Consider the following 12911-nt stretch of genomic DNA (forward strand, 5'->3'; position numbering starts at 1 on the left):
CTCTTCCTTTCCTCACGGAACCCAGTCGAAGGTCACCAGCACGCCGGCCGTGATCACCACCCACAGCAGCGACAGCGGCAGGAAGACCTTCCAACCGAGACGCATGAGCTGGTCGTAGCGATAGCGCGGGAACGTGGCGCGGACCCACAAGAAGACGAACAGGACCAGGGAGATCTTCAGGATGAACCAGATCGGTCCCGGGACCCAGTTGAACGGGGCGACGTCGAACGGCGCCAGCCAGCCGCCCAGGAACAGCACCACGGTGATGCCGCTCATCAGGATCATGTTGGCGTATTCGCCGAGGAAGAAGAGCGCGAAGCTCATCGACGAGTATTCGACGAAGTAGCCGGCCACCAGCTCCGACTCGCCTTCCGGCAGGTCGAACGGCGCGCGGTTGGTCTCGGCCAGGGCCGAGATGAAGAACACCACGAACATCGGCAGCAGCGGAATGGCGAACCACACGGTACGCTGCGCCTCGACGATGGCGGTCAGGTTCAGCGAGCCGACGCAGAGCAGCACGGTGATGATCACGAAGCCGATGGAGACCTCGTAGGAGACCATCTGGGCGGCCGAGCGCAGGGCGCCGAGGAAGGCGTATTTCGAGTTCGAGGCCCAGCCCGACATGATCACGCCGTAGACGCCGAGCGAGCTGATCGCGAACAGGTAGAGCACGCCGACATTGATGTCGGCCAGCACCATGCCCTCGCCGAACGGGATCACCGCCCAGGCGATCAGGCTGAGGATGAAGGTCAGCATCGGCGCCAGGATGAAGATCACCTTGTTGGCGCCGGCCGGAAGGATCGTCTCCTTCGACATCAGCTTCAGCGCGTCGGCGAACGGCTGGAACAGGCCGAACGGCCCGACCACGTTCGGTCCCTTGCGCAGCTGAATGGCGCCGATCACCTTGCGTTCGAAGTAGGTGAGATAGGCGACCGCGACCAGCAGCGGCACCACGACGGCCAGGATCTGGGCGACGATGATCGCGCCCGGGATCACGTATGTATCGACAAACTCCATTACCCGCGCCCTGCCCCGCCGCTTATCCGTTGGTTCCGGTCGCCGCGCCGGCGCGCTTCGGCAGCACGAAGGCTTCCGTGCACTCGGCCATCGTCTTCGACGCGCGGCTGATCGGGTCGGTCATGTAGAAGTTATCGACCGGATACGCAAACGGCGTGTCGTCGGTCGCACCGGCGGCGCCGAACGCGCCCCACTCGGCCGGCTCGATCGTGTCGATCGCCGCGAAGGTCGGATGGTCGGCCCGCAGGGCGGAACGGACATCCTCCAGCGTGGTGAAGGGCAGCGTCTTGCCGACCGCTTCGGACAGCGCGCGCAGGATCTTCCAGTCCTCCCGCGCCTCGCCCGGCGGGAACGTCGCGGCGACGCCGAGCTGCATCCGGCCCTCGGTGTTGACGTAGAGGCCGTCCTTCTCGGTATAGGCCGCCCCCGGCAGGATGACGTCGGCGCCATGGGCACCGTTGTCGCCGTGATGGCCCTGATAGACCACGAAGGCGTCGCCGAAATCGCTGTCGACCTCGTCGGCGGCCAGCAGATAGACCAGCTTCACCGCACCCGACGTCGCCCCTTCGACGATGCCGGCCACGTCGCGGCCGCCCTCGCCCGGCAGGAAGCCCATGTCCAGGCCCGCGACCCGGGAGGCGGCGGTGTGCAGGACGTTGAAGCCGTTCCAGCCGGCGATCTCGTTGCCTTCCTCGTCTTCCGAGGCGGCCACGATCATGCCGGTGTCGTCGGCGATCTTGCGGGCGGCGGCGAGCACGGCGGCACCGTCCTCGCGGGCCAGCGCGCCCATGCCGACGATGATCATCGGCCGCTTGGCGTCCTTCAGCAGCTTGGCGAAGTCATGGGAGCCGTCGGCGACCTCGGCCAGGGTCTTCGGGTCGGCACCCAGGTGCTCGTAGTCGTAGGTCAGGTCGACCGGCGCACCGATCAGGCCGATGGCCACCGGACCCGCCATCCAGCGCTTGCGGATGCGGGCGTTGACCAAGGCGGCTTCCCAGCGCGGGTTGGTGCCGACCAGCAGGATGGCGTCGGCCTCTTCGATGCCGGCGATGGTGGTGTTGAACAGGTGGCCGGAGCGGGCCCCGCCGCCGACCTTCGCGCCGTCCTGGCGGCAGTCGATATTGGCGCTGCCCAGCTCGCCCATCAGGCGCTTCAGCGCGTACATCGACTCGGCGTCGACGGTGTCGCCGGCGATGGCGGCCATCTGGTCGCCCTTCAGGCCCTTCATGGCGCCGGCCACGGCGGCGAAGGCCTCCGGCCAGCTAGCCGGCTGCAGCTTGCCGTCCTTGCGGACATACGGGCGGTCGAGCCGCTGGCGCTTCAGGCCGTCGCAGGCGTAGCGGGTCTTGTCGGAGATCCACTCCTCGTTGACGTCCTCATGCAGCCGCGGCAGCACGCGCAGCACTTCGGCACCGCGGGCGTCGACCCGGATGTTGGAGCCGACCGCGTCCATCACGTCGACAGTCTCGGTCTTCTTCAGCTCCCACGGGCGGGCGACGAAGGCATAGGGCTTGGAGGTCAGGGCGCCGACCGGGCAGAGGTCGATCACGTTGGCCGACAGCTCGCTGTCGAGCGCCTTCTCCAGATAGGTGGTGATCTCGGCATCCTCGCCGCGGTTCAGCATGCCCATGTCGGTCACGCCGGCGATCTCGGTCGAGAAGCGCACGCAGCGGGTGCAGTGGATGCAGCGGGTCATGATCGTCTTGACCAGCGGGCCCATGTACTTGTCGGTCACCGCGCGCTTGTTCTCGTCGTAGCGCGTCGAGTGGTAGCCGTAGCCCATGGCCTGGTCCTGCAGGTCGCACTCGCCGCCCTGGTCGCAGATCGGGCAATCCAGCGGGTGGTTGATCAGCAGGAATTCCATCGTGCCCTTCTGGGCCTTGCGGGCGACGTCGGACTTGGTGTGGATCACCATGCCGTCGCCGGCCGGAAAGGCGCAGGACGCGATCGGCTTCGGCGCCTTCTCCATCTCCACCAGGCACATGCGGCAGTTGCCCGCGACCGACAGGCGGTCGTGGAAGCAGAAGCGCGGCACCTCGGCGCCCGCGGCCTCGCAGGCCTGCAGGACGGTGGCTCCCTGGGGGACCTCGACCTCAATTCCGTCGACTGTCAGCTTCGGCATCGTGCCCTCTCTCCCGACCGTTCCTGGCCGTTACTCAGCAGCCTGGGCGACCGCCGTCACCGGCTGGCCCGCCTTGTACGCCGCGATCCGACGTTCCATCTCCGGGCGGAAGTGCCGGATCAGGCCCTGGATCGGCCACGCGGCCGCATCACCCAATGCGCAGATCGTGTGACCCTCCACCTGGCGGGTCACCTCCTCCAGCGTGTCGATTTCCTCGACATCCGCCTCGCCGCGCACCATGCGCTGCATCACCCGGTACATCCAGCCGGTGCCCTCTCGGCACGGGGTGCACTGGCCGCAGCTCTCGTGCTTGTAGAAGGCGCTCAACCGGGCGATCGCCTTCACCACGTCGGTCTGCTTGTTCATGACGATGACCGCCGCGGTGCCGAGGCCCGAGCGGACCTCGCGCAGCGAATCGAAGTCCATGAGGATGTCGTCGCAGGTCGATTTCGGCATCAGCGGCACCGACGAGCCGCCCGGGATCACCGCAAGCAGGTTGTCCCAGCCGCCGATCACGCCGCCGGCATGCTTCTCGATCAGCTCGCGCAGCGGAATGCCGAGCTCTTCCTCGACGTTGCACGGGTTGTTCACGTGGCCGGAGATCGAGAAGATCTTCGGGCCGGAATTCTTCGGCCGGCCGATGCCCGCGAACCATTCCGCGCCGCGGCGCATGATGGTCGGGGTGACGGCGATCGACTCGACGTTGTTCACCGTGGTCGGGCAGCCGTACAGGCCCACACCCGCCGGGAACGGCGGCTTCAGGCGCGGCTGGCCCTTCTTGCCTTCCAGCGACTCCAGCAGCGCGGTTTCCTCGCCGCAGATATAGGCGCCCGCACCGCGGTGCAGCACCACGTCGAAATCGTAGCCCGAGCCGCAGGCGTTCTTGCCGATGAGCCCCGCGTCATACGCCTCGTCGATGGCGCGCTGCAGAGCCACGGCCTCGTTGTAGAACTCGCCGCGGATGTAGATGTAGGCAGCCCGGGCGCGCATGGCGTAGCCGCCGACCACGCAGCCCTCGATCAGCTTGTGCGGATCGTGGCGCATGATCTCCCGGTCCTTACAGGTGCCGGGCTCCGACTCGTCCGCGTTGACGACCAGGTAATGCGGCTTGTCCTTCACTTCCTTCGGCATGAAGGACCACTTGAGGCCCGTCGGGAAGCCCGCGCCGCCGCGGCCGCGCAGGCCGGACGCCTTGATCACCTCGACGATGTCCTCCGGGGACATCGCCAGGATCTCCTTGGTCGTGGACCAGTCGCCGCGCTTACGCGCACCGGCGAGGCTCGGGTCGAACCAGCCGTAAAGGTTGGTGAAGATGCGATCTTCGTCCTTGAGCATCTCAGTCGTCTCCGCCGCCAGAGGCCTGCTTCTCGGCGAACCAGGCGGGAACTCCGTCGCTGTCCTTGAGGGACACCAGCGAGGTCGGGCCGTCCTTGGACATCGAGCCACGACGGCCGGACATCGAGCCGACCTCGGGCGCCTTGCCGGCCTTCAGGTCGTCGATCAGCTTCGCCGTCAGCTCGTAGTCCAGGTCCTCGTAGACGTCGTCGTTCACCTGCACCACCGGCGCGTTGGCGCAGACGCCGAGGCACTCGACCTCGAGCAGGGTGAACTGACCGTCCGCCGTGGTGGTGTAGTTCTTCGACAGGCCGAGCTTGTCCTTGATGCAGCGCATCACGTCGTCCGACCCGCGCAGCCAGCACGGGGTCGTGGTGCAGGCCTGCAGGAACCACTTCCCCACCGGGGCGAGGTTGAACATCGTGTAGAAGGTCGCCACCTCCATCACGCGGATGCGCGGCATGTCGAGGGTCGCCGCGATCGCGTCCATCGCCTTCAGCGGAATCCAGTTGTCGTGCTGGCGCTGGGCGAGGTCGAGGAGCGGGATCACCGCGCTGGCCTGCCGGCCGGCGGGATACTTGGCCACGATCGTCTCGATCTTGGCCTTGCTCTCGGCCGTCCACTCGAAGGTCGCCGGCTGGAGATGGGCCTCGGCGATCGGTTTGGTACTCATCGGTCGATCTCCCCGAACACGATGTCCAGCGACCCGATGATCGCCACCGTGTCCGCCAGCATGTGTCCGCGTCCCAGGAAGTCCATGGCGGCCAGGAAGGCGAATCCCGGCGCGCGGATCTTGCAGCGATACGGCTTGTTGGACCCGTCGGACATCAGGAACACGCCGAACTCGCCCTTCGGCGCCTCGACCGCCGTGTAGGTCTCGCCGGCGGGCACGTGATAGCCCTCGGTATAGAGCTTGAAGTGGTGGATGAGCGCTTCCATCGAGCGCTTCATCTCGCCGCGCTTCGGCGGCGTCACCTTCCGGTCCAGCGATTTGACCGGTCCGCCCGGCATCTTCTCGATGCACTGGTGGATGATCTTCAGCGACTGGCGCATCTCCTCAACGCGGACCAGATAGCGCGCGTAGCAGTCGCCGGTCTTGCCGATGGGGATGTCGAAGTCGAAATCGTCGTACGAATCGTAGGCCTGCGCGGTGCGCAGATCCCAGGCCACCCCTGCCCCGCGCAGCACCGGACCGGAGAAACCCAGATCCAGGGCCTCCGCGCGGGTCACCACGCCGATATCGACGGTGCGCTGCTTGAAGATCCGGTTCTCGGTCAGCAGGCTTTCCAGGTCGTCGATGAAGTTCGGGAACCGTTCGGCCCAGGCCTTGATGTCCTCGAGCAGACCGGCCGGCAGGTCCTGATGGACGCCGCCCGGACGGAAATACGCCGCATGGAGACGCGCGCCGGAGGCCCGCTCGTAGAACTCCATGAGCTTCTCGCGCTCCTCGAAGCCCCAGAGCAGCGGCGTCATGGCGCCGACGTCGAGCGCGAAGGTGGTGATGTTCAGCAGGTGGTTCAGCAGCCGGCCGATCTCGGCATAGAGAACGCGGATGTACTGGCCGCGCTTCGGCACTTCCAGACCCAGCAGCTTCTCGACGGCCAGGGCATAGGCATGCTCCTGGTTCATCGGCGCCACGTAGTCGAGCCGGTCAAAATACGGGACCGCCTGCAGGTAGGTCTTGTGCTCGATCAGCTTCTCGGTGCCGCGGTGCAGCAGACCGATATGCGGATCGGCGCGCTCGACCACCTCGCCGTCCATTTCCAACACGAGACGCAACACCCCGTGGGCCGCAGGGTGCTGCGGCCCGAAGTTCATGGTGAGCGGTTTGATCTGCGATTCGGCCATCAGTTCGCCGCCTCTTCCTCAGCCTTCTCGTCACCCGGGAGCAGCGACTGCGCGCCTTCCCACGGACTCAGGAAGTCGAAATTGCGGAATTCCTGGACCAGCTTCACCGGCTCGTACACGACCCGCTTCTGCTCGTCGTCGTAGCGGACCTCGACATAGCCGGTCAGCGGGAAATCCTTGCGCATCGGATGCCCCTCGAACCCGTAATCCGTCAGGATCCGACGCAGGTCCGGGTGATCGGCGAAGAAAATGCCGTACATGTCCCAGGCCTCGCGCTCCCACCAGTTGGCGGAATGGAAGACCGCGGTGGCCGACGGCACCGGGGTGTTCTCATCGGTCGCCGTCTTCAGGCGGATGCGGTTGTTCTGGCTGATCGAAAGCAGGTTGTAGACCACGTCGAACCGGGGCTCGCGCTCCGGATGATCGACGCCGCACACATCCATCAGCGCCTTGAACTGGCACTGGTTGTCGTCGCGCAGGAAGGTCAGGACCTTGATGAGGTTGTTCGACGCGCAGCGCAGCGAAAGCTCGCCGTTGCTGACCGCCACGTCGCTCACGTCGCTCCCGAGCTGGGCCTCGATATAGCCCGCCAGCTCCTTGAGCGCGGAAGCCGTCTGATTTGGCGTCGCCGTCTCCATGTCGTCGCTCGCCCCGTCCTCGCTGTTAGCGGCGGCAGCCCGCCGACTTGTCCCTGAGCCCGCGGTCCGCGGGCGCCCCAGAACCCGCGGTCAGCGGGCGATCGTCGCCGTGCGGCGGATTTTCCGCTGGAGCTGCATCACCCCATACAGAAGCGCTTCCGCCGTCGGCGGACAGCCCGGCACGTAGATGTCAACCGGAACGATCCGGTCGCAGCCGCGCACGACGGAATAGGAATAGTGATAGTACCCGCCGCCATTGGCGCAGGAGCCCATCGAGATCACCCAGCGCGGCTCGGCCATCTGGTCGTAGACCTTGCGCAGGGCCGGCGCCATCTTGTTGGTCAGCGTGCCGGCGACGATCATGACGTCGGACTGCCGCGGCGACGGCCGGAAGATGATGCCGAAACGGTCCAGGTCGTAGCGGCTGGCCGCGGTGTGCATCATTTCAACCGCGCAGCAGGCCAGACCGAAGGTCATCGGCCACAGGGACCCGGTGCGCGCCCAGTTGAACAGCTTGTCGGCCTGAGCGACGACGAAGCCCTTCTCCTGCAGTTCATCGCCGACGGCGGAAAGAACCGCGTCCTGGTCGGCGCCCGCCGGAACCGGACGGTCGGACTGCATCACTCCCATTCCAGGGCTCCCTTCTTCCATTCGTAGACGAAGCCGATCGTCAGCACCCCGAGGAACGCCATCATCGACCAGAAGCCGAACAGCCCGATATCCCCGAGCGACACCGCCCAGGGGAACAGGAAGGCCACTTCGAGGTCGAAGATGATGAACAGGATGGCGACCAGGTAGAACCGCACGTCGAACTGCCGGCGCGAATCATCGAAAGCCTCGAATCCGCACTCGTAGGCGGAGAGCTTTTCGGAGTCGGGCCGCTGGTGACCGACGACGAAGGATGCGGCCACGAAGACGGCCGACAATCCGATCGCGATCACCAGGAACACCAGGATGGGCAGGTATTCGGTCAGCATGGCGTTCATGGGGAAGTCCCCTTTTGTCTCTACGGCTTTAGTGCCGTTTTCCTGCGCACCGGGACGAGGTCCGGTCGCGCACCGCACAATGCGGCGGACTATAGTGCGGTGCAACCCGTTTCGGAAGGCCGTTGGTCGATTTCGAGGCGCGGCTTAAGCGCGCGGAACGGCCGTTCGCGCAAGGCGATACGTCCCCGGGCGGGGAGGTTTCCGACGTCATCGCTATGTCGAAGAGTGGCGGGAGTGACGGGACTCGAACCCGCGGCCTCTGGCGTGACAGGCCAGCGCTCTAACCAACTGAGCTACACCCCCTCCGGGAGACGTCGGGGCGGTTCGAAGTGTTTGCCGCCCGGCGTCGAGGGCCGTGGTGTACTCGCTACCCTGGGGGCTGTCAACAACCCTCGCTACGCTTTTTTGACGGTTTCCCCATCCGGTCGTCCGCGGGTCTCACAGACCCAAGGGATCCTGCCGATCCGGTCCTGAAATTTTCGCCCGACGGTGCCGGGCCGCCCCATGCCGGGCGCTGTCCCCTTGCGGGCAAAAGACGCTAAACTGTTCGGGCACCATGAAGACGGCCTTGGGAGGGCGCCTGTTGGACCAGATGAATGCCGGCGACTACGAGCGCCTCCTCAAGCTGATCAACATGCTGGGCAGCGACAGCGACGGCGAGGTGCTGAACGCCACAATGGCGATCAACCGGCTGCTCAATGCCCACGGCCTCGCCTGGAGCGACATTCTGCTGCCGCGCAAGCTGCTGCCGGTGCGCGCCAATGCGCCGGAGGAAGCCGCGGCGGCCGCCCCGGCGGATCCGGAGACCATCGGTCCCCCGCCCCTGGGCCAGGCCACGCCGCAGCAGATGTACGACCTGCTGCTGGCCAGCGGGAACGTGTCGGTGGACGCCAAGCGCGACATCCGACGGCTCGCCGACGCCATCAAGGCCGGCCGGCTCACCCCGGCGGCCCGCGGCGAACTGCAGACCATGTACAACTACGCCATCCTGCGCCGGACGCGAATCTGAGCCGGGACACCGGCCGGGAAGAGACAATCGGTGAAGGAATCGGACCTCTATCTGCCGGTAAAGCGCTTCCTGGAGGCGCGCGGCTATGCCGTGAAGGCGGAGGTGAAGGGCTGCGACGTGGTCGCCCGCCTGCCGGATCCGGACACCCCTCCCCTGGTGGTCGAGCTGAAGACCGCCTTCTCCCTGGAGCTGGTGCTCCAGGGGATCAGCCGCCAGCGGCTCTCCGACGACGTCTACCTGGCCGTGCCGACGCCGGACACTCCGGCCAAGCGCAGGAACTGGCGCGGCCGTCGGCGCGCCCTGCTGCGGCTCTGCCGGCGCCTGGAGCTCGGACTGATGCTGGTGGACCCGGTCGCCGCGGATGCGACGCGGGCGGTGGAGATCGTCGTCGATCCGGGCCCCTACAAGCCGCGCCGCGACCGCAAGGCCCATCACCGGCTGGCCACGGAGTTCGCCGCCCGCGTCGGCGATCCCAATCTCGGTGGGATCACCCGGCGCACCATCGTCACCGCCTACCGGCAGGACGCGATTCGCTGCGCGGCGGCCCTCGCTTCCGGCCCGCTCGCGGTCAAGGCGATTCGCGCCGGTGCCCGCGTCGAGCGGGCGGCCGACATCCTGCAGAAGAACCATTACGGCTGGTTCGAACGCATCGCCCGCGGCACCTACCGGCTCACCGAGGCCGGTGAGGCGAGCCTGCGGGCGCATAGCGAGCAGGTGGAACAGCTCAAGGCCGCGGAAGACACCGCAGCCTGATCGTATCCCGACGCTGTAAGGGTGGATGGTGGGCGGTGACGGGTTCGAACCGCCGACCTAGCGGGTGTAAACCGCTCGCTCTCCCAGCTGAGCTAACCGCCCCCAAAGAGACTTCCCCGACTTTCGCACAGCAGGCCGCGCGCCGGAAAAGAAAACGCCAGCCCCCCGCAGAAGGCTGGCGTTTTTGTACTCCAGGAAACCGTCTTAGTTGACGGCGTCCTTCAGGCCCTTGCCCGGCTTGAACTTGGGCAGCTTGGAAGCCGGAATGCTGATCTTTTCGCCGGTGCGCGGGTTGCGGCCCTCGCTGGCGGCACGGGCCGCCACGGAGAAAGTGCCAAAACCGACGAGGCGAACGTCGCCGCCGGACTTCAGAACGCCGGTGATGGAGTCGAACACTGCGTCAACAGCCTTGGCCGCGTCGGACTTGGAGAGATCGGCCGCCTCGGCGACCTGAGCAATGAGATCATTCTTGTTCACTTTAAGAGCCCCCCAATGTGGCTGGGTAAATCATAAATGGCGTCGTCTGGGCAACGCTAGCGGCCCAGACTCTATGCCGCTCATTCCGCGTCCGTCAACGTTCCTGAGGACCAGAATTCAAGGTTTTCTGCGGTTTTCGAGCTTGACTTCAAAGCAAGATCCCCACCCGACCTCCCAAATGCAACCGGCCGCTGCACTGGGCAAGCGGCCGGAGAAGCATATAGGGAGCGCAAGGGTTTAGTGCGTCACGACGCCTTCGACCCCTTCGCCTTTCGGTGTCTTCGACAGACCTTCGATATCGGCCTTATCCGGATCGAGGGTCGCCGGATCGATCGGAACCGGCTGCGACGTCAGCGCATGGCCGATCACCTCGTCGACCGTGCCCACAGGGATAATCTTCATGCCCTGCTTGACGTTATCCGGAATCTCCGTGAGGTCCTTCTCGTTATCGCGCGGGATCAGGACGGTCTTCAGACCCCCGCGCAGGGCGGCCAGAAGCTTCTCCTTCAGCCCGCCGATCGGCAGAACCCGGCCGCGCAGCGTGATCTCGCCGGTCATCGCCACGTCCCGGCGCACCGGAATTCCGGTGAGCACCGAGACGATCGACGTCACCATCGCCACGCCGGCCGACGGACCGTCCTTCGGGGTCGCCCCTTCGGGAACGTGCACGTGGATGTCGCGGGTCTCGATCACCTTGGGCTGGATGCCGAAGGTCAGCGAGCGCGACTTCACGAACGACTCGGCCGCCTGGACCGATTCCTTCATGACGTCCCCGAGCTTGCCGGTGGAGGTGACCTTGCCCTTGCCCGGCAGGGTCAGCGCCTCTATCGACAGCAGCTCGCCGCCGACTTCGGTCCAGGCCAGACCGGTGGTCACGCCGACCAGATCGGTTTCCTCGACCTCGCCATAGCGGTAGCGACGCACGCCCGCGAACTTGTCCAGGTTCTTCGGCGTGACGGCGACCTTCTTCTTGCCGTTCTGCACGATCTCCTTGACCGCCTTACGGGCCAGATTGGCCAGCTCGCGCTCCAGGTTCCGCACGCCCGCCTCGCGGGTGTAGTAGCGGATCAGGTCGTACAAAGCCTCGTCTGTGATCGTCCACTCGCCCTTGCGCAGACCATGATCGACGATCTGCTTCTCGATCAAGTGACGGCGCGCGATCTGGACCTTCTCGTCCTCGGTGTAGCCCGAGAGCCGGATGATCTCCATGCGGTCGAGCAGCGGCTGCGGCATGCGCAGCGTGTTCGCCGTGGTCACGAACATCACGTCCGACAGGTCGTAATCGACCTCCAGATAGTGGTCCTGGAAGCTGTTGTTCTGCTCCGGATCGAGCACTTCCAGAAGCGCCGAGGACGGGTCGCCCCGATAGTCCTGGCCGAGCTTGTCGATCTCGTCGAGCAGGAACAGCGGGTTCGAGGTCTTGGCCTTCTTCATGCCCTGGATGACCTTGCCCGGCAGCGCGCCGATATAGGTCCGCCGGTGACCGCGGATCTCGGCCTCGTCCCGCACGCCGCCGAGCGACATGCGCACGAAGTTGCGGCCGGTCGCCTTGGCGATCGACTTGCCGAGCGAGGTCTTGCCGACACCCGGAGGGCCGACGAGGCACAGGATCGGGCCCTTCACCTTGCCGACGCGGGCCTGCACGGCGAGATACTCCAGGATCCGTTCCTTGACCTTCTCCAGACCGTAATGGTCGGCATCGAGCACGACCTCGGCATGGGAGATGTCCTTCTTCACCTTGGAGCGCTTCTTCCAGGGAATGTTGACCAGCCAGTCGAGGTAGTTGCGCACCACCGTCGCTTCGGCGGACATCGGGCTCATGTTGCGGAGCTTCTTGAACTCCTGCAGCGCCTTGTCCTTGGCTTCCTTGGACAGCTTGGTCTTGTGGATCTGCTCTTCCAGCTCCGCCAGGTCGTCGCGGCCGTCGTCAGACTCGCCGAGTTCCTTCTGAATGGCCTTCATCTGCTCATTCAAATAGTACTCGCGCTGGGTCTTCTCCATCTGCCGCTTCACGCGGGTGCGGATGCGCTTTTCGACCTGGAGAACGCCGATCTCGCCTTCCATGAAGCCGTAGACACGCTCCAGGCGGTCCATCACGGCGGCGGTTTCCAGCAGTTCCTGCTTGTCGGAAATCTTCAGCGCGAGATGCGAGGCGACCGTATCGGCGAGCTTCGCCGGCTCCTCGATCTGGTTCACCGACACCAGGACTTCCGGCGGGATCTTCTTGTTGAGTTTGATGTACTGCTCGAACTGACCCACCACCGCGCGGGACAGGGCTTCGACCTCCTGGTCGTCGCCGGCGTCTTCATCGATGATCTCCGCCTCGGCCTCGAAAAAGGCGACGGTGGAGGTGTAGCGGTGGATCTTCGCGCGCTGTCCGCCCTCGACCAGCACCTTAACGGTGCCGTCCGGGAGCTTCAGCAGCTGCAGAACGGTCCCGATCGTGCCGATGTCGTAGATGTCGCCCGGCGCGGGATCGTCGTCAGCGGCATTGCGCTGCGTTACGAGCAGGATCTTCTTGTCGTCCTGCATCACGTCCTCGAGCGCCCGCACCGACTTATCGCGCCCTACGAAGAGCGGCACGATCATGTGCGGGAACACCACGATGTCCCGGAGCGGGAGGACGGGGTAGACCTCGTTTCCTGCGGTCACGTCAAATGGCCTCGATATAAGCGCCTCCCCCGTGTCGAAAGTGTATCGGCGTCACACAGGGCGGGGGATGAACC

General features: G+C 65.7%; 12 protein-coding genes and 2 tRNA genes. 2 read left to right on the forward strand and 12 right to left on the reverse strand.

Annotated elements, in window-relative coordinates; genetic code table 11:
* Window positions 1-12: 12 nt before the first annotated feature.
* The 9 genes from nuoH to T8K17_RS18930 form a co-directional block, all read right to left on the reverse strand.
* A complete protein-coding gene (nuoH, locus tag T8K17_RS18890; RefSeq protein ID WP_322331284.1) occupies window positions 13-1017 on the reverse strand; it encodes an NADH-quinone oxidoreductase subunit NuoH in 1005 nt (334 codons plus the stop codon).
* A 22-nt stretch (window positions 1018-1039) separates the two neighbouring features.
* On the reverse strand, window positions 1040-3139 hold the full coding sequence (nuoG, locus tag T8K17_RS18895; RefSeq protein WP_322331285.1) for an NADH-quinone oxidoreductase subunit NuoG: 2100 nt from the start codon (window positions 3137-3139) through the stop codon (window positions 1040-1042).
* A 30-nt stretch (window positions 3140-3169) separates the two neighbouring features.
* Window positions 3170-4474: an NADH-quinone oxidoreductase subunit NuoF gene (nuoF, locus tag T8K17_RS18900; protein ID WP_322331286.1), complete on the reverse strand. Its 1305-nt coding sequence runs from the start codon at window positions 4472-4474 to the stop codon at window positions 3170-3172.
* Between the two features lies 1 nt (window position 4475).
* Complete coding sequence (locus T8K17_RS18905; protein WP_322331287.1) at window positions 4476-5147, reverse strand: NAD(P)H-dependent oxidoreductase subunit E; 672 nt, start codon at window positions 5145-5147, stop codon at window positions 4476-4478.
* A complete protein-coding gene (locus T8K17_RS18910; protein WP_322331288.1) occupies window positions 5144-6322 on the reverse strand; it encodes an NADH-quinone oxidoreductase subunit D in 1179 nt (392 codons plus the stop codon). The genes T8K17_RS18905 and T8K17_RS18910 overlap by 4 nt, the downstream gene beginning before the upstream one ends.
* Entirely contained in the window at window positions 6322-6960 is a 639-nt protein-coding gene (locus T8K17_RS18915) for an NADH-quinone oxidoreductase subunit C (RefSeq protein WP_322331289.1), read from the reverse strand. Before T8K17_RS18915 ends, T8K17_RS18910 begins: the two co-directional genes overlap by 1 nt.
* Window positions 6961-7050: 90 nt before the next feature.
* A complete protein-coding gene (locus tag T8K17_RS18920) occupies window positions 7051-7590 on the reverse strand; it encodes a NuoB/complex I 20 kDa subunit family protein (protein ID WP_028794906.1) in 540 nt (179 codons plus the stop codon).
* On the reverse strand, window positions 7581-7946 hold the full coding sequence (locus T8K17_RS18925; RefSeq protein ID WP_322331291.1) for an NADH-quinone oxidoreductase subunit A: 366 nt from the start codon (window positions 7944-7946) through the stop codon (window positions 7581-7583). The genes T8K17_RS18920 and T8K17_RS18925 overlap by 10 nt, the downstream gene beginning before the upstream one ends.
* 226 nt (window positions 7947-8172) lie before the next feature.
* Window positions 8173-8249: transfer RNA gene (locus T8K17_RS18930), tRNA-Asp, on the reverse strand.
* Window positions 8250-8529: 280 nt separating this feature from the next.
* Between T8K17_RS18930 and T8K17_RS18935 the strand changes: the two genes are divergently transcribed.
* A complete protein-coding gene (locus tag T8K17_RS18935) occupies window positions 8530-8955 on the forward strand; it encodes a hypothetical protein (RefSeq protein ID WP_322331292.1) in 426 nt (141 codons plus the stop codon).
* Between the two features lie 30 nt (window positions 8956-8985).
* Window positions 8986-9708: a DUF2161 family putative PD-(D/E)XK-type phosphodiesterase gene (locus tag T8K17_RS18940; protein ID WP_322331293.1), complete on the forward strand. Its 723-nt coding sequence runs from the start codon at window positions 8986-8988 to the stop codon at window positions 9706-9708.
* A 26-nt stretch (window positions 9709-9734) separates the two neighbouring features.
* Here the strand turns inward: T8K17_RS18940 and T8K17_RS18945 are convergent.
* The 3 genes from T8K17_RS18945 to lon all read right to left on the reverse strand — a co-directional run bounded on the left by T8K17_RS18945 (window position 9735) and on the right by lon (window position 12837).
* Window positions 9735-9810, reverse strand: a tRNA-Val gene (locus T8K17_RS18945).
* A 102-nt stretch (window positions 9811-9912) separates the two neighbouring features.
* Window positions 9913-10185, reverse strand: a complete 273-nt coding sequence (locus T8K17_RS18950; RefSeq protein ID WP_028794908.1) for an HU family DNA-binding protein — start codon at window positions 10183-10185, stop codon at window positions 9913-9915.
* A gap of 237 nt (window positions 10186-10422) precedes the next feature.
* Window positions 10423-12837 carry an endopeptidase La gene (lon, locus tag T8K17_RS18955; protein ID WP_322331294.1) on the reverse strand — a complete coding sequence of 805 codons (2415 nt, stop codon included), beginning with the start codon at window positions 12835-12837 and terminating at the stop codon, window positions 10423-10425.
* Window positions 12838-12911: the final 74 nt, after the last annotated feature.

Origin of the sequence: Thalassobaculum sp. OXR-137 (assembly GCF_034377285.1) — a bacterium.
GTDB lineage: Bacteria > Pseudomonadota > Alphaproteobacteria > Thalassobaculales > Thalassobaculaceae > Thalassobaculum.

What these genes read in the sequence shown, in the direction of transcription:
- nuoH (WP_322331284.1), bottom strand. Translation starts at nt 1,017, where the DNA reads ATGGAGTTTGTCGATACATACGTGATCCCGGGCGCGATCATCGTCGCC.
- nuoG (WP_322331285.1), bottom strand. Translation starts at nt 3,139, where the DNA reads ATGCCGAAGCTGACAGTCGACGGAATTGAGGTCGAGGTCCCCCAGGGA.
- nuoF (WP_322331286.1), bottom strand. Translation starts at nt 4,474, where the DNA reads ATGCTCAAGGACGAAGATCGCATCTTCACCAACCTTTACGGCTGGTTC.
- T8K17_RS18905 (WP_322331287.1), bottom strand. Translation starts at nt 5,147, where the DNA reads ATGAGTACCAAACCGATCGCCGAGGCCCATCTCCAGCCGGCGACCTTC.
- T8K17_RS18910 (WP_322331288.1), bottom strand. Translation starts at nt 6,322, where the DNA reads ATGGCCGAATCGCAGATCAAACCGCTCACCATGAACTTCGGGCCGCAG.
- T8K17_RS18915 (WP_322331289.1), bottom strand. Translation starts at nt 6,960, where the DNA reads ATGGAGACGGCGACGCCAAATCAGACGGCTTCCGCGCTCAAGGAGCTG.
- T8K17_RS18920 (WP_028794906.1), bottom strand. Translation starts at nt 7,590, where the DNA reads ATGGGAGTGATGCAGTCCGACCGTCCGGTTCCGGCGGGCGCCGACCAG.
- T8K17_RS18925 (WP_322331291.1), bottom strand. Translation starts at nt 7,946, where the DNA reads ATGAACGCCATGCTGACCGAATACCTGCCCATCCTGGTGTTCCTGGTG.